A 23,591-nucleotide genomic window follows, 5' to 3' on the forward strand; every position below is an offset into this window, starting at 1 on the left:
TTAATCTGTGTAATTAAGCGATTTCTGCAACATCAGTTAGCCTAACCGCGCCTTCTTTAGTATTAATAATAATGCCGCTAGATCCATTGATATTAACGCTTTCAATATTTTTGAAAGTCGCTAAAGGTAGACTGCTATAGTCACCATTTTGGAATCCTTCAGCTTTAACTTCGTATTCGCCTGGAGGCAAAAGCTCTCCATCGTCATTTTTACCATCCCACTCAAAACGAACTGCGCCAGCCGATTGAGCGCCCATGCTGATGGTACGTACAAGTTGACCTGACTCATCAGTAATGCGAAGCGTAAGATCTTCAACAGGCGTTTCTGCAATTGCCGAACCTTTAGCAACGTTACTACCATCAAAATCAATCGTATTTGATTCTAATAGTGCTTGTTTACCAACTAAGGTCGAAGCTTGTAATGCCGAGTTCGATGTCATTGACGCAGTAAGTGCATCAAATTTTGAGTTTAAATTCGAGATCCCTTCAGCCATGGTAAAGTTGGTCATCTGAGCAATCATTTGATCATTATCAGCCGGCTTGCTTGGGTCTTGAAACGACAACTGTTGTGTTAAAAGCGAGAAGAAGTCTTCTTGCGTTAAAGTGTCATCTTTCTCTTCTGGTTTGTTTTGATTGTCCTGCCAACGTAAATTATCTAAATACGTGGATGACGCACTGCTGATGTCGTTACTCATAACTTATCCTCGGTTACCGCTGCCCAAGCAACAGTGTTTTACTTAACATTTGCTTAGCTGCATCAGCAACTTGCACATTTGTTTGGTAAGAGCGAGAGGCAGAAATCATATTAGCCATTTCTTCTACGACATTAACGTTAGGTTTGTAGATATAACCGTTTTCATCCGCACTGGGGTGATTAGGGTTGTACTCTATTTGCAGAGGCTTATCGCTCTCAACAATACCCAACACTTTTACGCCAACAGAAGAGCCCTGAGGATTGCTTTGTGTTGCTGACGCTTTAGTCAACTCCGCAGCAAAAACAGGATGGCGCGCTCGGTATGTTTTGTCTTGACTAGAGCTAATCGTATTCGCATTCGAGATATTACTTGCTGTTGTATTAAGACGCACATTTTGCGCGCTCATACCAGTGCCTGAAATATCAAAAACATTATATAAACTCATGATTAAGCTCCTTGACTACCGAGGGCTTTTTTAAGGCCTTTAATTTTACTACTCATAAATTGCAGGCTTGCCTGATACTCTAATGAGTTCTGTACATACAAGTTTCGTTCCACTTGTATATCAACTGAGTTACCATCACCTGTATCTGCTTGATTTGGCGTACGAAACATTTCTGCGTTACCAACAAACCGACTGCCACCGGCAAGGTGTTTTGCGTCAGTTCGTACCATGTTATTGCCGCCTTGCTGGTTGCTTTTTGCCGCTTTTAGAGCCGCCGCAAAATCGATATCTTTTGCTTTGTAGCCCGGCGTATCAGCATTAGCGATGTTTGTCGCTAATAACTCAGCGCGTTGTGAACGGATCAACATTGCATGCGGGTGCACACCAAATGCTTTATCAAAACTGATAGCCATAACCATCTCCAAAAAATTGACTCTGCTAGTGCAGATGCAAAAGGCAAGCCAAAATTAACTAGATAGATAAAGCACGGTAAGCTTTTGAATAATAAATAATTTAGCAACCTAAGAGCTAGGTTGCTAAGAAGAGATTACTTTTTCTGGTAGATAATACCTGGGTTACAACGAACCATCTCGAAGCTATCACTTAAGCCAGCCATAGATTCAGATGCCCCTAAAAATAAATACCCTTTTGGATTAAGGGCCTGAGCAAATTGAGAAATAATCTTTGCTTTTACCTCTGGAGAGAAGTAGATCAGTACATTGCGGCAAAAAATGATATCAAACTTGCCCATTAAGGCGTAAGAATCTAATAAATTCAAATGCCTAAAGCTCACCATTTTTTTGATTGGATCAATCACCTGCGCCATGCCATTGCCGCTGTCTTTAAAAAACTTTTGCCGTCTTTCAATTGATAAACCACGGGCCAGTGCCAACGAGTCATATTCAGCATTTTTACACATATCAAGCATGGTATTAGATATATCAGTGCCGATAATCTGCGCGCCCATTTTAAGTACGCCAGGGTTTTTCGCCTGAAACTCAGCAACCGACATAGCAATTGAATACGGCTCTTGGCCTGATGAACTTGCCGCTGACCAGATTTTTAGTGGCCTACGCACATCTTTCAACTCAGGAAACAGCTTTGTTTTAAGCAATTCAAATGGGTATTGATCACGAAACCATAAGGTTTCATTCGTCGTCATCGCATCCACAACAGCAGCACGAAGCTGTCTTTCATGTGGACTGAGCGTTTTACTAACTAATTGCGATAAAGACTCAACGTTAAAGCGCACCATTAATGGCGCAAGACGACTTTTCACTAGGTAAAGCTTATTGTCGCCTAACACAATGCCACACTGTTGCTCTAGAAAAGAGCGAAATTGATCGTATTCGCTTTGTTGTAAGTGCTTATTTTCCAAAGTAATACCACCTATAAATAATTAATCACAATGAACCCACTTTTTAACAGCCGTTGCTAATTCGTCAGGGTTAAATTTTGCAATAAAATCATCTGCACCTACTTTTTGGATCATTGCTTGGTTAAATACACCGCTTAAAGAAGTGTGTAAGATCACATGCAAAGGTGATAATTTTGGATCCGCTTTTATCTCTGCCGTAAGGGTATAACCATCCATTTCAGGCATTTCAACATCTGAAATTAATAACCCTACGCGTTCAGTAATATCGTTTTGGCAATCGAGTTTTGCAATCTCACGTAACCGTAATAAAGCCTCTTTACCATTTTTAGCGAGCTCAGTTTGTACACCTAATGGCTCAAGCGCTCGCTTAACTTGGTTTCGCGCAACAGCAGAGTCGTCTGCTATAAAGACAATACGTTCACCTAAGTCTCGCTGGATTTCACCATCACCCACTACTTCTGCACTTACTTCTGTATTTACAGGGCAAATTTCATTCAAGATTTTTTCTACGTCTAGAATTTCAACCAGCTCGTTTTCGATTTCGGTGACCGCAGTTAGGTAAGAATAACGACCCGCACCTGATGGTGGAGGCATTATTTTTTCCCAATTCATATTAACGATACGTTCAACACCGCCAACTAAAAACCCCTGCACAGAGCGGTTGTATTCAGCAATGATAATAAAGCTGTCTTTGATATTTTCGATAGCAGGACCGCCAACGGCCATTGATAAATCAATGACTGAAATAGTCTGACCGCGAATGTGAGCTACGCCTCGTATATAAGCATTAGATTTGGGCATGTTTGTGAGTGGTGGGCATTGCAAAACCTCTCTCACTTTAAACACATTGATACCAAAGCGTTGTCGCCCTCTGAGTTTGAATAATAGTAATTCAAGGCGGTTTTGCCCAACCAACTGCGTGCGCTGGTTCACTGAGTCTAAAATGCCTGCCATTTCAATCTCCTAAAGATAAACAATCAGAGCCGGAACAATAATTGCTTTCTTTGTGTTAAAGCTACATAAGGTTACAAAGCGTCTGTTTTTTGACGCAAAATATTTATACCTTGTTTTCAACCATAAGCATAGTCGAAACAATATGAGTTTGTTAAAAAAAAGCCGAAGATACAGTGTTTTTTATTTCCTTGCTAGCTTGTTGTCCATTACACAAGTGCATGCAGAAGTATATAAAAACGAGCAGCTTCAACAGATCGCTATCGATTTTGTTAGTGAGCAGCTTACTGATCTAGAAAGTACACCACAAGTGAGTGCATTGCCGCTTGATAGCCGCATACCCGACAGAGTGTGCGAATCACCTTTAAGTAAAGAAGTACCAACAACACCTCCTTTTAATCGGCAGGTAACTGTACAACTTAAGTGCGAAGATATAAATAGTTGGACCCAATACGTACACGTGCGCATCATTGAGCTTGAGCCTGTGGTTGTTGTGACAACTCATTTAAGTCGTGGTGAAGTGATCAGGGCTGAACATTTACGCCTTGAAATGAAACCAAAACAGTTTGTTAGAACGCAATATGTGCAAGATGAGTCTATACTTATTGGCAGTCGAATTAAGCGCAATTTGCGTGACGGTACACCAATTGTAATGAGTCAGGTTTGCATGGTTTGTAAAGGCGACAACGTGACTATTTACGCTTCACTACGAGGCCTTAGAATTAAAACGACAGGCATTGCCCTTGAAGATGGTACGTTAGACGAATTAGTGCGTGTAAAAAACAAAAAATCAGGTAAAGTATTAAATGCACGTGTGGATGGTGTCGAGTCTGTTCAGGTAAATATTTAATTTTTTATATTTATGCTAAAGTATCCGCTGTGCCTGCCGATATAAAGGCATATGTTGGGTAATGTATAGGTCAAATATTATGGTAAGCAATGTCAATAATGGTCAACAACAAACCTCTGTGTTGACAAATACCAAGCAAAAAAAGCTTGATTTACAAAAAGATAATGCTAACGCTGCTGAAGCTAAATCAGCTGCGCCAAAAGCAAGTGCAGATTCTGTAAGCTTAACACCTCAAGCTAAGCAGCTTAAATCTTTGCAAGAAAAAGCTGAGCAATCGTCTGGTTTTGACAGTAACAAAGTTGCCGAATTAAAAAAAGCAATTAGTGAAGGTAAATACCAAATTGATGCTGAAAAACTAGCGAAGAACATCGCCGCATTTGAGTTTGATGTCTATGGCTAATCATAATCATTTAATTGCCAGTAAACTAACACAACAAGTTTCTTGCTTGGAGTCTATTGCTGCGCTTTTAGATGATGAACTCAATGCAATCGCATCGAAACGTGGCGAAGGGTTAAAAAGTATTGCCCAACAGAAAATCTCTTTGCTGCAACAAATTCAAACTATCGACAAAGAAGTGCAGAAACTATCAGTCAATAATGATTCTAAAGATGACGACGTTACTGCTCTTATTAAGCAAGTGAACAGCCTACTTGCTGAATGTAAAAAGAAAAACGATGTTAACGCTCATGCTGCGCATCAAGCTCAACTAAGTGTTAAACAACTTAAAGACATCTTAATCGGTTCGCCTTCATCGATGACCTACGATCAAGGCGGCAGTGTGGTTCAAGGCGACAAAACAATTGTACATAACCTAAAAGCCTAGCAACTGATATTAAATTGAATACAAAAATAAAGTGCGATAATGCCAAATTATCGCGCTTTATTTTTTAGAGCAGATTATACATTTCTGATGTTGTAACCTAATAATAGGTTACTTTTTTCACTTCGCGTGGTTTTATTTCGCCAATATAAAGGTCATGTACGCGTTTCATATCAAGTTGTAATTCTGTTGCGTAGGTATCGCCTACTGCATAAGTTTTTATAACCTGCGCACCTTTTATGACACCTAATACCTGGCTTTGTAATTGATCGTTTTGAGCAATACTATTTTGCACTGTTGTGCCTGCGGAAATTTTTTGCCCATACACTTGCTCAGCAAGTTCACGGTAAGCTTCAAGCTTTGACGCTTTAATTGCAAGTAAGGTGCGTTGCGACTCATTGCTACTTGGTTGAGCGCTAATTGGCGCGTAACCTATTGCTTTAAGTACTGGATAATTATCAGGCTCTACATAGCGATACTCGACATGCTTGTCGAAAATACTGCTGCAGCCTGTTAATGCTGTGCAGGCAACTAGCCCGCTTAATAAAAGTGCTCGCATAATTTGCTTCCGCTTAGAACTCATTTCTCGTAAATATGCACGTTTAATGCCACATCTGGTACAGTCCTTGCTCATTTACCTGTAATCTATGAGTATCAATGCTAGGTGTCAGCATGAAAGTTAAAATTATGGCAAATATAAAATGGCTTGGTTTAGTCAGTGCAATTGTTTTTTCAAACAATAGTTTAGCTCAATGGTTTGAGTCTACAGGGCATGCTACGGTCAAAAATGGTGATACTAGTCAAGCAAAGTCAGCCGCGATAAAAGATGCGATAACGCAAGCTTTAGTATTCTCTGGCGCTCGAGTTTCCTCTGTACAAACCTTAGTTGACGGGGTTTTGACACAAGATCAACTAAAGATCAGTAGCCATGGTGAAATACAAAAAATTGAATTGATCAGCGAAAACCGCCATAACGACACCTATGCCATTACCCTGCGTTTAGATATTTTTCCACAAGCTGAAGAGTGCCCAGCAAATCAATACACTAAATTTATTGCAGTTACACAAAGCCAGTTGGCTAATCGTGAACAAGCTCGTATGGGCCAAATTTTTGACGTAAACAAAGCGATTAGTGAGCACCTGTATACCAGCTTAGAGAACACTCAAATGGCTGCTAAACCCACGGCTTATTATAATTTGCCGCTTAGAGTCGATCATTTCTTTACACAGCAATATGACTACAGTAATGCATTACTTGAAGAGATCACCAGCCGCAGCAATTCGCAATATGTATTGTTAAGTCGTATTCGCGACTTATCGGTCAACCATAAAATCAATAACGACTATGCTTTTTGGCAAGACGATAGTTTTAAGCGTGCATACAAAGTTGACTATGTGTTATTTGATGGCACGACATACGAAAAACTTTGGCAAAAAAGCTATCAAACAGAAGGGATTTGGCCATACAAAAAAACCGAAATTATCGATGTTTACAGCGACCGATTTTGGGCAACCGATTATGGCAAAGCCATTACCGACATAAACCAAACATTGACCTATGACTTGCAAGCAGTTATGGCTTGCTTGCCTACTCAAGGTAAAATTCTACATATTGAAAACGATAGGCTAATCATTAATCTTGGTAAAGCGCATGGTCTTGAACAAGGGCAAATACTAAATATTGCACATCATAATTACTTAACCGATGCGCAAGGTAACAAGTTGCCCCATAAGATAACCACGTTAAACCAGTTAAAAGTTACACAGCTTTATCAGCAGTCTGCGGTTGCAATAAGCATTGACCAACAGCCACTGCCAAATATTCAGATTAACGATATTGTTGAACTAGCTGGAAAAGAGCAAATGAGCTTTTAAACCTTCATGGTGGCTTAGCCATTGCGCTAACAACTCTACTCCAGCAATATGTGGGTAATGCTTACGCGTTGCAATAACCACATGACGTTGCTGGTTTGGTTTCATCGTAAGGTAATTTATTCCTGCACGTGCTGTACATGCTAGTTTTGGTACAAAGGTAATGCCGTCATTCATCGCCACCAGCGCAAGTAAAGTTTCGATGCTATTACCTTTGTACTGATTAGACACTTCAACTCCTGCCGAAAAACAGAACTGTTCAGCTTGCTCTTTAAAGCAATGCCCCTCGTTTAGCATTAAAATATCGCATTCGTTTAACTCACGCAGTGCCACCTCTGTTCGGCTTGCAAGTGGGTGTTGTTCAGACACTGCCACTAAAAAATCTTCTTTATACAAAGACGAAATATGATAGCTCGCTAAATCTGGCACATCAGCGACAATCGCAATATCAATATCGCCGGCATCGAGTGCTGTCAGTATTTGTGCAGTTTGCATTTCAATGAATGAAAATTGTGTTTCGTTGAAGGCCTGCTTCATTGAAGTTAACAAGGTCGGCAATAAATAAGGCGCGATGGTAGGAATAATACCAACATTAACCTTCCCCTTGAGTGGATCGTGAGAGCTTGCCGCCAACTCTTTAAGTACCTTGGTTTGTTCAAGGATAAGAGAAATTTGACTAAGTAAACGCGTTCCTTGTGCAGTTAAGGTTACTTGTTTAGTAGAGCGATCAAATATTGTCACTCCAAGCTCTTGTTCAAGCTTTTTAATTTGTCCACTGAGAGTTGGCTGACTGACATAACAAGCATCTGCGGCTTTACGAAAGTGTTTAAACTGCGCCACCGCTTTTACATATTCAAAATCTTTTAAATTCATCGCAAACTCATCAATAGTTTTTAACTATCATAACGATAAAAACAAACGATTGGAACTATTAAGATATGGACGACATAATAGCACTCAACAAATCAAGAGGAATTAAAACAATGCTAAACAATATTGAAGGTCAAAAAGTACCAAACGTTACATTCGCAACCCGTGTAGACGAGCAATGGAAGTCAGTAACTACTGATGAAATTTTTAAAGGTAAAACGGTTGTGCTATTTGCATTACCCGGCGCATTTACACCAACTTGCTCATCAACTCACTTGCCACGTTACAATGAACTTGCAGGTGTGTTTAAGCAAAATGGTGTTGATGACATTGTGTGTATATCAGTAAATGATACCTTTGTAATGAATGCTTGGGCACAAAATCAAGAAGCGCAAAACATCACCCTATTACCAGATGGCAACGGTGAATTTACTGATGGCATGGGTATGCTAGTCGACAAAAACGACCTAGGATTTGGCAAGCGTAGCTGGCGCTACTCGATGCTAGTGAAAGATGGCGTTATTGAAAAAATGTTCATTGAGCCACAAAAGCCTGGCGACCCATTTGAGGTATCTGACGCTGATACAATGCTTGAATATATTAACCCAGCTCAAGTAAAGCCTGAGCCAGTGAGCATTATTACTAAACCTAACTGCCCATTTTGCACAAAAGCTAAGGCATTGTTAGACAGCAAAGGTTATGTTTACGAAGAAATTATTTTAGGTAAACACGCTTCACTAACTAGTTTAAAAGCCATTTCAGGCCGTGAAACGGTACCACAAGTATTTATAGGTGGTGAGCATATAGGTGGTTCTGACGATTTAGAGAAACACTTTGCATAATTTTCAAGTTAGGGCTGCACTATGCAGCCCTTTTCAATTAAAACCCCCACAACTTATTGATTAATATATAGATTAATCAACTGGTCTGCTCTCGCCATCATCCATATTTATATTCAAAATACTAACTTCTTAGTTACTAATTTGTTACATAACCAAAAGAATGAATCTAAAATGTCTGCAGCTACATGCACACTACCCGTAACGAAATTAAAATGAATTAATTGGAACATACAATGAAAAAACTACTACAAGGATTGATCCTGTCCTTGCTAAGTTTCGCTGGCCAAGCTCATGCTGCGTCAACCGGTACTATCGATCTACTCACCCACCCTGTTGGTATTATCTGCCTTGTCATTTTTATCTTTGCTTATGTACTGGTTATCCTTGAAGAAAAAATCCATCTACGTAAGTCAAAACCCGTTCTTGTTGCTGCAGGTATCATTTGGACATTAATTGCTTGGCAATACAGTGCTTACAATATGTCAGACTTGAGCACAGATGCATTTCGCCATGCCTTGCTTGAGTTCTCTGAACTGATGCTATTTCTATTGGTCGCCATGACCTATATTAATGCCTTAGAAGAGCGCAGACTGTTTGATGGCCTACGTTGTTGGCTGGTTGCCAGAGGCTTTAGTTATAAACAATTATTTTGGATCAGTGGCGTACTGGCTTTTTGTATTTCTCCCATCGCCGATAACCTCACAACAGCGCTACTATTGTGTGCAGTTGTAATGAAAGTTGCCGCAAATGATAACCGCTTTATCGCCATGTCATGCATTAATATTGTGATAGCAGCCAATGCCGGCGGTGCATTCAGCCCGTTTGGAGACATTACCACGCTAATGGTTTGGCAAGCTGACGTTGTTGAATTTACAGAGTTTTTTGTATTGTTTTTACCTGCACTTGTAAGCTATATCATTCCAGCGGCGGTAATGTCTTTATTCATCAATAATAAACACCCTGATACTGTCGACGAAGATATTGAATTAAAACGCGGTGCGCTACGAATCTTATGCCTGTTTTTATTAACAATTTTAACCGCCGTAGTACTAAAAACAGCCTTTGGCTTACCTCCTGTTGTAGGCATGATGATGGGTTTAGGTTACTTACAATTTTTTGGTTACTTTTTACGAGTCACCCTGCCCGGCTCGCTTGCCAGAAAACGCGCGATGGCAGAGCGTGAAGGAGATAAAGAGCGCTTGTCTCGCCTAGGTAACGTTGTTCCTTTTGATGTATTTAGCCGGGTATCACGCGCTGAGTGGGATACATTATTGTTCTTCTACGGTATTGTTATTTGCGTCGGTGGTTTAGGGTTTATAGGCTATTTAGCACTGCTTTCTGATTTACTTTATACGAATTGGTCAGCAACTGGCGCAAATATTATATTAGGCTTGATGTCAGCGGTAGTAGATAACATTCCTGTGATGTTTGCTGTTCTTCAAATGATGCCAGAGATGTCTCATGGTCAATGGCTTTTGATCACCCTAACAGCTGGGATTGGCGGTAGTTTACTATCGATAGGTTCAGCCGCGGGTGTTGCACTAATGGGCCAAGCACGAGGGATTTACACATTTAATAGCCACTTAAAATGGTCGCCTGTCATTTTACTGGGTTACTTTGCTGGTGTATTTACACATTTATACCTCAATACTGCCTATTTCGGCTAAGCCTTAAAAATGTCAAAGTTAAAACCCTGATGGTTAATTTAGGGTTTTAACTTCAATTCTATCGACAATTAAAGGCTTACTCGTTTCAAATTCGTACCAAGAAACTAATAAATACTCATGATCTTTTTGTTTTAAAAAATCATAAATGAAGAATTTATAAACAGCATTGTCGCAATTTGTTGTATTTTTGGCGTAAAAAGTCAAGATATCACCAGTCACTTTACTTTAGTCTAGAGATCGAAACGAAGAAACTTCTTCGTGATTGATCGAGGACACACAAATGACCCAAATGAACTCTGTTGCCATGCAAAATGGTAAACTGCATGTAAAACAAATTGATATTCCAACACCAGGACCAGGCCAAGTACTCGTAAAAAGCCTTGCTTGCGGTATTTGCGGTTCAGATATTCATATCACCCGCCATACCAGTGATGTATTTGATATCTATAAAAACTTGGGCATCATGGCAAACGATGCAGGTGATGACCAAGAAGTATTACTAGGTCACGAGTATGCGGCAGAAATCGTCAGCTACGGCCCAAATACCAAAGGCGAACTTGCTAAAGGCACCCGTGTAACCTCAGTGCCAATCTTACTCTCTGCCGGCGGTGCTGGCGTAGGTGTAACCCCAGGGCTATATGGTGCCTATTCTGAATACTTTATCGTTGATGAAGCTTTGTTATTACCTATTCCTGATGCAGTACCATCAGAAGCTGCAGCCATTACAGAACCCCTTGCTGTTGGCTTGCATGCGGTAAACCGCGCACAAATGAGTAATGACGACATAGCAATCGTGGTTGGTTGTGGCCCAATTGGCCTTGCCGCAATTGCAGCACTTAGATTGCAAGGTGTTAAACATATTATTGCCTCAGACCCACAAGAGAGTAAAAAACACGTCGCTCTTGAGTTTGGTGCGACTGAATATGTCAACCCGACCCTAGATGATGAAGTAGCCAAAGCAGCAGCCCTTGCAGACAATAATAAAGTGGTTATTTTTGAATGTGCTGGTGTAAGCCGCTTATTAAACGACTACATTTTACGGGCGCCAGCAAAAGCAAAAATCGTTGTAACAGGTGTACATACCGCGCCACTAAACGTTAACTTTGCCTATGCCACAGTGAAAGAGTTAGACCTTATTTTCTCTTATTACTACCAGCCAGAAGAGTTTGCACAATCACTTGAGAACATCGCGTCAGGCAAGATCGCATGGCAAAAAATGCGTACTGGTAAAGTCGGCATAGACGGCGTACAAGGTGCGTTTGACACCTTATTTAAACCAAATGACCATATCAAAATCATCATTGAACCATGGCGCACAGGTGAGCTTGAAAAAGTAACGGGTTAATTTAGTTTAAAAACGAGCAATAACCCTGCAATTTAGAAATTAACAATCAAACGTTAATTTCTAAGCTATAAACTATAGTTCGATATCAGGGATTACAGTTGCCTGTTCAAGAAAGTGCTCACAACGTGCATTAACTATATCAAAGTAATGCTTTAAATATGACACTTGTGATTTTGAAGGGCTATCAACAAACGATATTGCCTGTTGTAAATTATTTTTAATACTTGTCGCTATTTTAGTTAGATGGCTTTGTAGTAACTTTTTTGAAATTCCATTTTCATCTGCAAAGTCAACTAACTGATAGGCATTAATTGCATCAGGGTCAAACTCATCTCCTATACTCATAGCTAGATCCTGTTCAAACTCTGGATACATTTTAACGTTTACTAAATCATAAAATGGCGCAGAGATTAGACCTGATTTTTGCACAAAAAAGCTAAAGTTTTTGCCATGTGCATCTGAGTTGTAGATACAAAGATTAAATAACGCCCACTTTAAAATTTCAATTTTTGCCGCTATTGGGTTTTCGCAGAGTTTAGATAGCGCAAACAATTTTTCAAAGCTTGCACCATCACGAATGTGACGAACATCTCGCTGCTTACCTAAATTTCTTTCGTACTTTTTATCAACCCCTAAATTACAAGCTTGGCATGCATCAATCATATGCCTGCGCTTTACATTTTCAGGGCTAAACAATTTTCTATCGAATCTTTCTACAAGTAATGCAGGGTGGTGATCAAAATATTTAAGTTCAACATCTGCAACACTTAGCCCAGCCAGTTTTGCAAGTTTCATTGTTACAAATTCATTTATAACAAGATGTTGCTGATTATTCTTTTCAAACTTAATAATATGGGTAGAACAAAGGTCTCCTTCACCAAAACCTAACTTGCCATCAACTGACAATACATTTAATTTTGATTGAACACCTGCTACTGACAATCTTGGTTTGCCGTCCCAGACTTCCAAATGCCAAAATTGAGGATCAGATAACTTTTTGATCAGTTCAGCATCACTAATAGCGATAAAGTTACTTTTTACTTTATCGTTTAAAGCACCTTCAGGTAAAAACATCATAGCCCCAGAGGTATCTTTACCAATTCCACCGATCTGAGCAAATACATTCGTCCGTGATACCCCTAAGTAATCTATTAAATAATCTAGACCCTTATTTTCGGGTAGTAAGTTTTGTAAAAAACGTCTGATATTGACAGAAGGTATGTCATGTCCAAAAGGTAAATGAGGAGATATTGGAAAGCCCTCATCCACCCACTCTTGTTGATAACTCAATGATAAATTATCGCTTTCTCTAGAAAGATGTAATTTACCAACCAGCTTTTGGCTATAAATTATATCGAGCGTATATCTATCAGACCCAGACGTCATTCTCATCCTCCAGCGGTGAGTTAGCTGTGCTATCACTTTGCCATGGCTCAATTGATATCTTTACGCCTAATGCCGAGACAACTTTCATTAACGAGGCTACTTTTACATCAGCACTACCTTGTTCAATATTTATGTATGTCTGCTTTGATATACCCGAAAGTAATGCAGCGTCAGTTTGCGTGATATTGCTTTGTGTTCTCTTCGCTTTAATAACGTCACCAAGCAAAGAAGGTGTGAACGCCCTACTTAAATCTGGAGATTTACTCGCTTTAACTTTCTTTGCCATCACAATCTCAATTTGAACAATGCTTCTATTAAAGTCTAATCTATCAGACTTTAATTTCAACCTACACCATAAAATCAAATAAAGTCTACTTAAAAGGACTTTTACAGTTATAAGACTTAAAAGTCAAAATAAAGTCCAATACAGTAGACTTTATATGTAAATAATTACAATACCTCTATTAAAGTCTGCTTTGATAGACTTTAAAAATTTTCAGTATTACTTTGGTCATTAATAATTACATTTATGGTGAAATTATTGGGGGTGATATTCAAAAAGTGAGATTTGGTAGCCCCTACAGGAATCGAACCTGTAACTGCCCCTTAGGAGGGGGCCGTTATATCCATTTAACTAAGAGGCCACTCAAAAGCTGAGGTAAAGCTTGTAGCTTGTAGCTTGTAGCTTGTAGCTTGTAGCTTGTAGCTTGTAGCTTGTAGCTAAAATTATAACGGGCTAAGGCTTTTTGAATCAAGCATTTGTACCAATCGGTAAGGTACTTTACCGATTGGTATTAATAAGCTGCTAATTTAGTTTGGCTGTTGCGAATTGAATCGACTCATTTTTGAGTACAAAGTACGGGATCACTTTTTGCGCGCTAGCAACAACGAGTTTGGAATTTAAATTCACTACTCGGGCATTTACTTCTACACCATTGGTTCGATAGATTAGTGTGCCTGCTAACACATGGCTAGCGATACGGCGCTCTGCAAGTTCTTCAACGTCACGCGACATGACAAAATCACCGCGGGCGGTTACGTTAATCACATCCATCGCTTTAAAATCAACAACCCCATAACCAAACTTTTGTAGTTGATACATCATAGACTCGGCGATTTGATTGCCAAGTTGCGAGCTGCTTTTTAAGCTTGTATCAAGATCGACAAACGTCGTTATTGCAATACCTAACTCACTTTCTTGCTGCATGGTATCAACTAATTCAAGTGCCATTTGCTCAACATAATTAACCAGCGTTTTGTGATGCTGATATGGCACAAATAAGCGGTGATTTTCGTTAGTTTGTTGCGACTCTTTTTGCTCGAGCTCTTGCAACATAGCAACATAATCAGCTTGTGATGATGTGGTGTTAGCCGTGTTTTGATTTGCCTCACCTTGCTCAGCAAGTAATTGGCAACCTGACAGCGCTAATAATATGAATGCTAATAAAATACCTTTCATACCTTACTCACTTGCTTGTTTTAGCATTATTCCGTCGCTACGATTGGTGCTATCTAAGGCATCGACCACAGATTGCGGAATAAACCCTTGTGCAGATCCCACCACGGCTTTACTTGCCAAACCAACGATACGAGCATTCACCAGTACCCCGCTTTGATGGTTAACTAGGGTGCCGGCTAGCACATAATTAAAGTTTTGGTCTTGGTTAAGCTCTAAATAATCTCGGCTAAATACATAATCACCACTAGGCGTTACACGCATATAATCGGTCGTTTTGAAATCGACAACAGGTACACCAAAGGTATGCAGTTCGTGAATAAAACTTTCAGCGAGCTGGTTACCTAGTAACGTGGTTGAGTTGTAGTCAGCATCAAGATACACAAAGCTTGAAACAGCAATGGGAGTTTTATCGTTCACATATTGCAAGTTTTCAACTAAGTCTTGCATGATGCCACGTACATAATGATTGATATTTTTACGAGTTGGCGCTGCGGTAAAGCTACTGTTGTTTAACACGGCTTGATTAGTTTGAAATACGCTGTCGTTACTATGCGGTGCAGCCACTTCTCGTTGAGCCATTAGCTGTGGTTCATCGTGCTGTTCAGGTGTATCACTAGCAAGCATCGAAGAGCAACCAAATCCCATAGGCAAACACATACTTAAAATTAAACGTTTCATTAATTGAATTCCTCTTAATATTCGCTTCGATACAACTGACCATTACGCTGCTGTACTTTTTCAGCTCCCCACATAACGTTTATCGGGATCTCTGTACTTGCCGCAGATACAACACGCTGATCTTTTGTATTGACGAGTCGAGCATTCACTATATAGGCATGTTGTTGCCGGGTAAGTGTGCCGGTAATAACAAAGTCAATATTCTGACGTTGGCGTAAGGTTTTTATATCGCGACTAAGTACACTATCGGCCGTTGGCTGCAAATTTAAAGTATTTTCTAGTCGATATTCGATAGTATGAAAGCCTAGCTGGGTAAATTGCGTAAGTAAGCTCTCTTGAATTTGCTGACTCAAGCCACTGCCTTGGTCTTGCGCCAACTTAGTACCCAAGCCATCTGCCATGTAAAAGCTCGTAACAGCAATGCGCGCATTACCTTTGTAAGGGCCTTGAATACGACTTAACTGACTACTTAAATCAGTAACATATTGATGCACTGTATAAGGAGCCATCGGTGATTTTGGCGTTTCTCTAGGGGGCGTTTTTTGTTGCTCTTCGGTTAAGCTACAACCCACTAACACTAAAAAAACGAAATAAACTAACAGACGCATATTTGCCATCCTCTTTCAACATGACAAATACAAAGCAATAATTATGCCTAACTATTACTATTGGCGAGATTTACTTTGATAGTCTAAAAACGAGAAACTCTGATACCAATTTGGTTTTTTAGCTGTTCCTGGCAGTTGCTCCTGCATTGCCCTACCCTCTGCATCCATACAATCGTAGATAAGTAATTTTTAACGCAGCTAGCTTCAGGCTTATCCCCATGGGTGGTTTCTGTATTTCGGGTTGGTATTTATCTAAGCGAATAAGCCTTTTAATGATAAGTCTGCTTACTGTTTATAATCGCTACTCAGGCCGAGTATGCGAGGCTGTTAATTATGAAGAGCAAAGTAGCTGCGATTATTATTTAATACAAAAAGCAATAGCTAAAGCATCTCGCCAACAAATGTTGCAGTTACACATGACTGACCCATTTTTTTAGCAATCTCACAAAAAGCGCTGGCCTGGCTGTAGTTTTTAAATGGTCCTGCACGCAGCGCATACAAAGTGACTCCCTTTTGATCACGCTGTTTAAAGCGAAAACTAAGCCCTTGTAAAGCATTAGGATAATCATGTTTTAGCTTCAATACTTGATGACTCACTTTATTCACTGACAAATATAGCCCCAGCTGCACACCTGCAGCTTGATTATTGTCAGTAGCAAGCTCAGGTTGCACTTGCTGCTTAGTGTAAACAGGCTCATCTTGCTCTTGCGTCATCATACACGCTGCCAAAGTTGATAAACTTAAGATAATGAACAAATGCCTAAGAAGAGTAAAAAAAATCATGTAATCGTCAACTCTAAAAAATAGGCATAAATTCTAGCAAACAAAATGCCAACCCAGTTAAAAAGAATTACATTAAAAGTAAACGCGATTATCCGTGTACTTGCTTACGAAGCAATCGATCCCTTGACGTTTTATGGCTTCGCAGTCTGCTTGTGCGTTTTTAAAATACTTGTAACCACCATATTTAAGACGATAAAACGTGTGTTGCTCAACAGTAGCGGTTTCAATATTTAAAATAGGCTCACCTTGAAAAATATTGGGAGCACGCTTGGTCATTTTTTTAACAGAATAAGCGAGTAATGGCTTTGATTGAACCGATGCAAGCTGCACAGCAAAGGCATATTCATGTTTAAACGGTTGCTCAATTAACGTGCTATTCAATGAACCAGCAGGAACTGTTTCAAGCGCTGCGTGTTGGTTAACGAAAGAGGGAGAGCTATCTACTTTTATAATATTTTGACTCAACAATTGCACAAGGTGCAATAAGGGCCATTGTTTAGGGGAAAGAAAAGAGGTTGTCGTATTATTGCAACCTGACACAGTCAAACACGCCACTAGGCATATACTGTAACGTAAAGGCTTCACACAACATTTCATAATCAGAGTTCTTAAACATACCATAAAAAATTTCTTCTCATTCAAGAAGACTCGCTGTTAGCACTTACCTGTACACCAAGGCGAATAAGATCATTTTAGGTATCAAATAAAAATACTAACACATTGTTTTTTATTTAGCGTTTCAAAAAGCGGCCATGAAAAAACATCCACTTCAAGTCTACGTCCTAAAATGGCAAATAATGCAATGAGCTAGGTTTCAACACTTGAGTAGAATAAATTATCAACCAATATGCAATGAAACATTTTAATTACATTCAATCATAACAATGTGTTAGGACAAAGGTATATCAGAAAAGTCATTATTTGCATAATGAACAAAAAATTAGGAAGGTAAATAAACATAAAAAAAGTGCCGTATAGGCACTTTTTATATTATTTTTAATTAGATAGCTTAACTATTTAACAAGCGATTTAATAAAGTCGCTTAATTCATCTTTAAATTCTTCTCTGCGAAGCGCAAATTCAACAATTGCTTTTAAGTAGCCAATCTTGCTACCACAATCATGGCTTTTGCCTTTCATTGAATAAGCATCAACAATTTCTTTTTCCATCAACATAGCAATAGCGTCAGTTAATTGAATTTCATCGCCGGCACCTGCTGGAGTTTTTGCAAGTAGTGGCCAAATATTTTTGCTTAATACGTAACGGCCAACAACCGCAAGGTTTGAAGGAGCCTGATCAACTGGCGGTTTCTCAACCATGTTTAAAATAGCTGCACTTTCGCCTTGCTGAATTTTTGCATCGCCTAGGTCAACAACACCAAATTTGTCTACTTCGTTTTTTGGCACAGGCTCGACCATAATTTGGCTCTCACCTGTTTTTTCAAAGCGTTGGATCATTTCTGCTAAGTTGTCTTTTTTAAGATCGCTTGCTACATCATCAATGATCACATCAGGTAAAATAACCACAAATGGCTCATTACCAATAATCGGAGCTGCACAGTTGATAGCATGACCTAGCCCTTTCGCTTCACCCTGACGAACATGAATGATGGTTACATCTTTAGGGCAAATTGATTGTACCTCAGCAAGTAATTGGCGTTTAACACGCTTCTCAAGAGTCGCTTCTAACTCGAAGCTCGTGTCAAAATGGTTTTCAATTGAGTTTTTACTTGAATGGGTAACTAAAACAATTTCTTTAATACCAGCCGAAATCGCTTCATTCACTACGTATTGAATCAAAGGACGGTCGACAATAGGCAACATTTCTTTTGGAATCGCTTTCGTTGCAGGTAACATTCGCGTGCCAAGGCCAGCAACTGGGATCACAGCTTTCATTGATTTCTCCTTAAATTTTATTGTTCTTACACTGAAAACGGATACTTAATTGCATCGTGACACTGATAACCTACTACTTCAAAATCGTCTTTTGTAACCCAGGTTTCAATGTCTTCTAGTGATTTAATATTTGGGTTTATTTTTAATTCTGGCGACGCGAAAGGCTCACGCTTAAGCTGCACATCACGCATCAACTCCAGTTGATTTTCGTAAATATGCGCATTAGCAATTTTATGGTATGCCTTGCCCGGTTTGTGCCCAGTGATTTGTGCAACTAAAGCAAGTAACACAAAGCATTGTATTTGATTAAAGTTTAAGCCTAGCGGCACATCACAGCTGCGTTGATATGATGTTAAGTATAGAGTATCACCCAACAAAGAAAAGGTATGAGTGTGCATGCAAGGGCGTAAACAGCCCAGCTCAAACTCACCAGGGTTATAAAAAGTGATGATCTCACCGCGATCATCAATACCTTTTGATAAGTTATCAATAACCTTTTTTAGCTGATCAAGGTGGCTGCCATCAGGGCGTTGCCAACTGCGGCCTTGCACACCATATACACGACCCATGTCGTCTTCGCCGCGACGATGGGGGTTTTCGAGCCAAGCCTTATTCTCGTTAGCGTTTGCATTCCAAGTCATGCAGCCAATTTCACGAAACTGTGCAGCGCTATCGTAACCACGCAAGTAACCAAGTAACTCTGCGATTGCAGCCTTATAAAAGCTCTTGCGTGTAGTGATCAGTGGAAACTTATTGTTTGCCACATCATACTCAAGATCGGCATTAATAACGGTTAAACATTTGGTGCCAGTGCGCTTATTTTCAACCCACACACCTTCATCAACGATGCGTTGACATAAATCTAAATACTGTTTCATTGATTAGCTCTTGTTATGCTTTGCTTGCCACGCTGTGTTGCGGCTTTTTATAGGCCCATATTAACAAACCAAGGCCACCGATGACCATTGGCAATGATAAGATTTGTCCCATTGAAATAACGCCTGCGAATAAACCTAAATGAGCATCTGGCTCACGGAAGTATTCAACAATAAATCTAAACACACCATAACCAAGTAAGAACACCCCAGCAACACTGCCCGCTGGACGTGGCTTTTTAATAAACCATTGTAAGATTAAAAACAGCACTAAACCTTCTAAAAAGGCTTCGTATAATTGTGATGGATGACGAGGCTCTGGACCACCTGTAGGGAAGATAAACGCCCATGGCACATCAGTTACTCGGCCCCATAATTCACCATTGATAAAGTTACCTATACGCCCTGCAAGTAGGCCAAGCGGCACTAAAGGTACAACAAAGTCGCCGACTTCAAACAATGACTTTTTACGTGTCCACGCAAATATAGCTATTGCTGTAATAACACCTAGCGTACCACCATGGAAAGACATGCCGCCTTGGTCAATTCTGAATAAATAAAGCGGGTTTTCAATAAAATAACTAAACTGATAAAACAATACATAACCAATACGACCACCGAGTATTACCCCGAGCATGCCGTAAAATAGCAGGTCACTTACTTGTTCTTTTGTCCAACCTGAGTTTGGTTTTTCTGCTTGGCGATTAGCAAGCCACATAGCCAAAGCAAAACCAATTAAATACATTAAACCGTACCAACGTACGCTGAGCGGGCCTACCGAAAAAATAACCGGATCGATATCTGGAAATTGAAGAGCCATATAAATAAAAACCTTTAACTGAACACCATTTTAAGCGCAATTATGACAAGTAAGAGCGCAAATACTTTTTTTATTGTTGCCACTGGCAAGTAATGCGTTGCTTTAGCACCTATTGGTGCAATCAGCGACGAGGTAACCACAATCCCCACTAAAGCAGGTAAATATACAAATCCGGCAAATCCATCACTAAAAGATGTTAATTGCCATCCAGCAGAGACATAGCCCACTGAACCAAACAGCGCAATGACAATACCACATGCAGCAGCACAACCAATGGCCTTTTTAATATCAACAGAAAAATAATGCAGTAACGGCACAATTAAAGCACCACCACCAATACCAATAAGTCCTGATAAAGCCCCCATTATGGCACATAAAAAGCCTAAAATGGGGCCTGAAGGTAATGGTTTTTCACTAGCCGCTTTAGCCCGAGTTGATAACACCATTCTGAGCGCAATAAACACCACACTGCCAGCAAATACAAAACGTAATAATTGTTCAGGAATAAAGCTTGCTGCAAAGCCACTGATCAATGCGCCAAGCCCAACTCCAGTCATCACCCAAGGGGCAATTTGCCAAGGAACATTAGCATTGCGATGATGAGCAAGGGCTGAAGAAGTCGAGGTAAAAATAATGGATGCTAACGAGGTTGCTATCGCGATAACTAATACATGACTTGGGTCGGCAACATTAAACGACACTAATAGCGCACTAAGAACAGGAACAATAATTAGTCCACCGCCAATCCCAAGCAACCCGGCTAAAAACCCCACTACGCTTCCTAAAATTGCGCAGTACACCATTAAAAGTATTACGTCATGCATAGCACACTCAAATATTCAGTTTGTTATATACATATACTAAACTAATATATATACCCAAACCACCTCAAGATGCGAGTTTCAGTTGGAATTAAAAGCGATTTAGGCAAGGCATTGATTGCAAGTAATAGTGGTTCTATTGTTAAAATCAATAACGCAGTATAAATCGCTTTTAAACCAACCCTTTGGGCGTTTCACATCTTGAGGTGGCTTGGGTATAGGAGCTTCACAGCACAATTTGACCTCATGATTGCCCTTGGCTAGGGGTGTAAAATAATTCACCCAGTTGATGCTCTATCATGAAGTTGCGCGTTAATCTAAGTACGTGTTTTGCCGTTGGCTGCATTAAACACTCTGCAAGTAACTTTTCCATATCACTGACATTTAAACGTCTGAGCACAAACTTAATTTTACTAATTGATGAATAGTTCATACTCAAGCTTCGATAACCCATAGCAATGAGCAGTAGTGCGCCTTCTGGGTCGCCGCCTAACTCACCACATAAACTAAATGGCAGTTCATGTTGATGACACTCTTGGGCAATTTTTAACAACACCCGCAGCACACTAGGATGGTATGGATTAAACAACTCGGCAACGCGAGCATTAGAACGGTCAACTGCGAGCATATATTGGGTTAAATCATTACTACCCACTGAGCAAAAATCGACTTTTTGTGACCACTCTTCGAGCATAAATACACTTGAAGGAACCTCAAGCATCACCCCGACTTCTGGGCGTTCAATAGCTTGCTCTGGATATTGCTCACTTAATTCAAAGTATGCTTGTTCAAGCAGCTTTAATGATTCATCAACTTCTTCTGAACCACTGATCATCGGCAGCATTATTTTTAGATTACCTAAACCAATATTCGCTTTTAACATGGCTCTAAGTTGATCTAAAAATAGCTCTGGGTGATCAAGAGTAACGCGTATACCGCGCCAACCTAAAAACGGGTTTTCTTCTGTTATGTTGAAGTAGTCTAATACTTTATCGCCACCAATATCTAAAGTACGCATCACCACAGGGTTCGGGTGGTAGCTGGTTAGTACTTCGCGGTACCAAGTTTCTTGATCAGATTGGGAAGGAAACTGGCCTTTTTGCATAAACCAAGCTTCAGTACGATAAAGCCCAACACCGTCGCAGAAAGGTTTATTATCATGCTCGGTGTTTAACTCAAGGCCTGCATTAAGTAGTAAGCTAATGTGCTCACCATCACGCGTTACAGCTTCTAAACTTTGCTCTGCAAAAAAGCGATCATTTAATAGCGTTTCTTGGTATTTAAGTTGGCTATATTCTTCGTGTAACACTTGCGAAGGAGAAATATATAAACGCCCCGCATAGGCGTCTAAAATCATTGGTTTGCCTTCAAACTGCAATAACGGCACATCTTCAATACCCCAAATAGCTGGGATCCCCATCGCGCGGGTTAAAATTGAAGCATGGCTGTTCGCAGCCCCGTTCACACTCACCACCCCTGCTAAATGCCCTTTTGGCACTTCTGCAAGCATTGCTGGTGTCAGCGTACTGGCAATTAAAATAGTATCTTTAGGGTAAGGCTTTGCTGCATGTTCGGTATTCACTAAGTGATGTAAAACCCGCAAGCCGATATCCTTAACATCAACGGCACGTTCTTTGATGTATGGGTCTTGCATGGCATTAAACTGTGAAACAAGCTTTTCGATTACAATTTTAAGTGCACTTTTAGCACTCCACCCCTGTTGAAGCTGGGCTTCAACATTTTGTCCTAGACTTTTGGCATCAAGTAATTGTTGGTACACATCAAATACAGCAAGCGCTTCTTGAGGTATTGAATCGCTAAGTGTCATCGATAAAGTATTAAACTCGTTACGCGTCGCAGCAACAGCTTGAGTGAATAACTTACGCTGAGCGCTGATGTCATCATCTTTTTGTAATTCAATAGACGTAAAATCTAGCTTTGGGATCACCACGAAGGCTTCGCCTATCGCTATGCCTGGTGCACTCGATACTCCTTTAAGTACCGAAGTCTGATGGGCAAAATCATCTAGCCTTAGTAACTCTTTTATTTCTGCATGGGCTAGCTGAGAAGCAAGTTGTGCCGAAAGCGTAATTAAAAATGACTCTTCGTCAGGGCTAAAAACCCGCGCTAATTTTTGTTGAACAACAATAACGCCTAAAACCTTTTTTTGGTGCACGACTGGCACTGATAAAAACGCGTTATAGCCTTCTTCATTAACTTCTGGCGAGAGTTTAAAGCGAGGGTGTGACTTTGCAAAAGCAATATTGATAGGCTCTTCACGCTGCGCAACAAGCCCAACGAGACCTTCAGTAAAGCCTATACGAAACTTTCCAACCGCATCTGGGTTGAGGCCTTGGGTGGCCATCAATACAAAGTTGTCTTGACTGTAATCTGCAAAATAAATCGAGCAGCACTGTGTTTGCATGGCATCTTTTACCATTTGCACAAAACACGCTAGCGCACTGTTTAAGTCCGCCTGTTGCGACACTGCCTCAGCAATTGATCTGAGCGTGGCTAACATGATGCTGCTC

General features: G+C 40.1%; 26 protein-coding genes and 1 tRNA gene. 7 read left to right on the plus strand and 20 right to left on the minus strand.

The genetic code is table 11. The features are described 5' to 3' along the window. Positions 1 to 13: 13 nt before the first annotated feature. The 5 genes from NH454_RS01745 to NH454_RS01765 all read right to left on the minus strand — a co-directional run bounded on the left by NH454_RS01745 (position 14) and on the right by NH454_RS01765 (position 3,471). Positions 14 to 694 carry a flagellar hook assembly protein FlgD gene (locus tag NH454_RS01745; protein ID WP_135923821.1) on the minus strand — a complete coding sequence of 227 codons (681 nt, stop codon included), beginning with the start codon at positions 692 to 694 and terminating at the stop codon, positions 14 to 16. Positions 695 to 707: 13 nt separating this feature from the next. Next, complete coding sequence (gene flgC / locus NH454_RS01750) at positions 708 to 1,139, minus strand: flagellar basal body rod protein FlgC (RefSeq protein WP_135923820.1); 432 nt, start codon at positions 1,137 to 1,139, stop codon at positions 708 to 710. A 2-nt stretch (positions 1,140 to 1,141) separates the two neighbouring features. Continuing rightward, complete coding sequence (flgB, locus tag NH454_RS01755; protein WP_135923819.1) at positions 1,142 to 1,552, minus strand: flagellar basal body rod protein FlgB; 411 nt, start codon at positions 1,550 to 1,552, stop codon at positions 1,142 to 1,144. Between the two features lie 134 nt (positions 1,553 to 1,686). Beyond that, positions 1,687 to 2,517, minus strand: a complete 831-nt coding sequence (locus NH454_RS01760) for a protein-glutamate O-methyltransferase CheR (RefSeq protein ID WP_135923818.1) — start codon at positions 2,515 to 2,517, stop codon at positions 1,687 to 1,689. Positions 2,518 to 2,538: 21 nt separating this feature from the next. Continuing rightward, positions 2,539 to 3,471: a chemotaxis protein gene (locus NH454_RS01765; protein WP_135923817.1), complete on the minus strand. Its 933-nt coding sequence runs from the start codon at positions 3,469 to 3,471 to the stop codon at positions 2,539 to 2,541. Between the two features lie 142 nt (positions 3,472 to 3,613). Here NH454_RS01765 and flgA point away from each other — a divergent pair, with 142 nt between their 5' ends. The 3 genes from flgA (at position 3,614) to NH454_RS01780 (ending at position 5,142) form a co-directional block, all read left to right on the plus strand. After that, entirely contained in the window at positions 3,614 to 4,318 is a 705-nt protein-coding gene (flgA, locus tag NH454_RS01770; protein WP_135923816.1) for a flagellar basal body P-ring formation chaperone FlgA, read from the plus strand. A gap of 79 nt (positions 4,319 to 4,397) precedes the next feature. Continuing rightward, a complete protein-coding gene (gene flgM, locus NH454_RS01775) occupies positions 4,398 to 4,718 on the plus strand; it encodes a flagellar biosynthesis anti-sigma factor FlgM (protein WP_135926250.1) in 321 nt (106 codons plus the stop codon). Beyond that, positions 4,711 to 5,142, plus strand: coding sequence for a flagellar protein FlgN (locus NH454_RS01780; RefSeq protein WP_135923815.1), 432 nt, complete (start codon positions 4,711 to 4,713; stop codon positions 5,140 to 5,142). Before flgM ends, NH454_RS01780 begins: the two co-directional genes overlap by 8 nt. A gap of 97 nt (positions 5,143 to 5,239) precedes the next feature. On the opposite strand, the gene NH454_RS01785 is transcribed toward NH454_RS01780, so the two are convergent. Beyond that, positions 5,240 to 5,698, minus strand: a complete 459-nt coding sequence (locus NH454_RS01785) for an LPP20 family lipoprotein (protein ID WP_135923814.1) — start codon at positions 5,696 to 5,698, stop codon at positions 5,240 to 5,242. 128 nt (positions 5,699 to 5,826) lie between these two features. Between NH454_RS01785 and NH454_RS01790 the strand changes: the two genes are divergently transcribed. Beyond that, positions 5,827 to 7,014, plus strand: coding sequence for a flagellar assembly protein FlgT (locus tag NH454_RS01790; protein ID WP_168246754.1), 1,188 nt, complete (start codon positions 5,827 to 5,829; stop codon positions 7,012 to 7,014). Here the strand turns inward: NH454_RS01790 and NH454_RS01795 are convergent. Further along, a complete protein-coding gene (locus NH454_RS01795) occupies positions 6,985 to 7,884 on the minus strand; it encodes a LysR substrate-binding domain-containing protein (protein ID WP_235382555.1) in 900 nt (299 codons plus the stop codon). The two genes, NH454_RS01790 and NH454_RS01795, sit on opposite strands and share 30 nt — an antisense overlap. Before the next feature lie 110 nt (positions 7,885 to 7,994). Between NH454_RS01795 and NH454_RS01800 the strand changes: the two genes are divergently transcribed. The 3 genes from NH454_RS01800 to NH454_RS01810 all read left to right on the plus strand — a co-directional run bounded on the left by NH454_RS01800 (position 7,995) and on the right by NH454_RS01810 (position 11,735). Further along, complete coding sequence (locus tag NH454_RS01800; RefSeq protein WP_138557383.1) at positions 7,995 to 8,723, plus strand: glutathione peroxidase; 729 nt, start codon at positions 7,995 to 7,997, stop codon at positions 8,721 to 8,723. 233 nt (positions 8,724 to 8,956) lie between these two features. Beyond that, on the plus strand, positions 8,957 to 10,390 hold the full coding sequence (nhaD, locus tag NH454_RS01805) for a sodium:proton antiporter NhaD (RefSeq protein ID WP_135923810.1): 1,434 nt from the start codon (positions 8,957 to 8,959) through the stop codon (positions 10,388 to 10,390). Between the two features lie 280 nt (positions 10,391 to 10,670). Continuing rightward, positions 10,671 to 11,735: a zinc-binding dehydrogenase gene (locus NH454_RS01810; RefSeq protein WP_138557381.1), complete on the plus strand. Its 1,065-nt coding sequence runs from the start codon at positions 10,671 to 10,673 to the stop codon at positions 11,733 to 11,735. A gap of 72 nt (positions 11,736 to 11,807) precedes the next feature. On the opposite strand, the gene NH454_RS01815 is transcribed toward NH454_RS01810, so the two are convergent. From NH454_RS01815 to ptsP, 13 genes are all read right to left on the minus strand, one after another. Beyond that, positions 11,808 to 13,157, minus strand: a complete 1,350-nt coding sequence (locus NH454_RS01815) for a HipA domain-containing protein (protein WP_253038110.1) — start codon at positions 13,155 to 13,157, stop codon at positions 11,808 to 11,810. Next, the gene (locus NH454_RS01820; protein ID WP_235382552.1) at positions 13,105 to 13,467 is read right to left on the minus strand and encodes a helix-turn-helix transcriptional regulator; all 363 of its coding nucleotides are present in this window, start codon (positions 13,465 to 13,467) and stop codon (positions 13,105 to 13,107) included. The genes NH454_RS01815 and NH454_RS01820 overlap by 53 nt, the downstream gene beginning before the upstream one ends. 223 nt (positions 13,468 to 13,690) lie before the next feature. After that, positions 13,691 to 13,765, minus strand: a tRNA-Arg gene (locus tag NH454_RS01825). A gap of 161 nt (positions 13,766 to 13,926) precedes the next feature. Beyond that, positions 13,927 to 14,580 carry a FlgO family outer membrane protein gene (locus NH454_RS01830; RefSeq protein WP_235382536.1) on the minus strand — a complete coding sequence of 218 codons (654 nt, stop codon included), beginning with the start codon at positions 14,578 to 14,580 and terminating at the stop codon, positions 13,927 to 13,929. A 3-nt stretch (positions 14,581 to 14,583) separates the two neighbouring features. After that, positions 14,584 to 15,258 carry a FlgO family outer membrane protein gene (locus NH454_RS01835; protein ID WP_135923806.1) on the minus strand — a complete coding sequence of 225 codons (675 nt, stop codon included), beginning with the start codon at positions 15,256 to 15,258 and terminating at the stop codon, positions 14,584 to 14,586. Positions 15,259 to 15,272: 14 nt separating this feature from the next. Beyond that, the gene (locus NH454_RS01840) at positions 15,273 to 15,866 is read right to left on the minus strand and encodes a FlgO family outer membrane protein (protein ID WP_138558642.1); all 594 of its coding nucleotides are present in this window, start codon (positions 15,864 to 15,866) and stop codon (positions 15,273 to 15,275) included. Positions 15,867 to 16,247: 381 nt separating this feature from the next. Beyond that, positions 16,248 to 16,583, minus strand: coding sequence for an SPOR domain-containing protein (locus NH454_RS01845; protein WP_168246717.1), 336 nt, complete (start codon positions 16,581 to 16,583; stop codon positions 16,248 to 16,250). Positions 16,584 to 16,721: 138 nt separating this feature from the next. After that, on the minus strand, positions 16,722 to 17,114 hold the full coding sequence (locus NH454_RS01850) for an SPOR domain-containing protein (RefSeq protein WP_168246716.1): 393 nt from the start codon (positions 17,112 to 17,114) through the stop codon (positions 16,722 to 16,724). Between the two features lie 548 nt (positions 17,115 to 17,662). Then, on the minus strand, positions 17,663 to 18,544 hold the full coding sequence (gene galU / locus NH454_RS01855) for a UTP--glucose-1-phosphate uridylyltransferase GalU (protein ID WP_135923802.1): 882 nt from the start codon (positions 18,542 to 18,544) through the stop codon (positions 17,663 to 17,665). 26 nt (positions 18,545 to 18,570) lie between these two features. Beyond that, complete coding sequence (locus NH454_RS01860; protein WP_135923801.1) at positions 18,571 to 19,422, minus strand: thymidylate synthase; 852 nt, start codon at positions 19,420 to 19,422, stop codon at positions 18,571 to 18,573. Positions 19,423 to 19,435: 13 nt separating this feature from the next. Then, complete coding sequence (lgt, locus tag NH454_RS01865; RefSeq protein WP_130052128.1) at positions 19,436 to 20,239, minus strand: prolipoprotein diacylglyceryl transferase; 804 nt, start codon at positions 20,237 to 20,239, stop codon at positions 19,436 to 19,438. 14 nt (positions 20,240 to 20,253) lie between these two features. Beyond that, entirely contained in the window at positions 20,254 to 21,063 is an 810-nt protein-coding gene (locus tag NH454_RS01870; protein WP_135923800.1) for a sulfite exporter TauE/SafE family protein, read from the minus strand. A 241-nt stretch (positions 21,064 to 21,304) separates the two neighbouring features. Next, the gene (gene ptsP, locus NH454_RS01875) at positions 21,305 to 23,581 is read right to left on the minus strand and encodes a phosphoenolpyruvate--protein phosphotransferase (RefSeq protein ID WP_138557319.1); all 2,277 of its coding nucleotides are present in this window, start codon (positions 23,579 to 23,581) and stop codon (positions 21,305 to 21,307) included. Positions 23,582 to 23,591 lie beyond the last annotated feature (10 nt).

Origin of the sequence: Pseudoalteromonas sp. Ps84H-4 (genome assembly GCF_024124645.1) — a bacterium.
Classification (GTDB): domain Bacteria; phylum Pseudomonadota; class Gammaproteobacteria; order Enterobacterales; family Alteromonadaceae; genus Pseudoalteromonas; species Pseudoalteromonas lipolytica_C.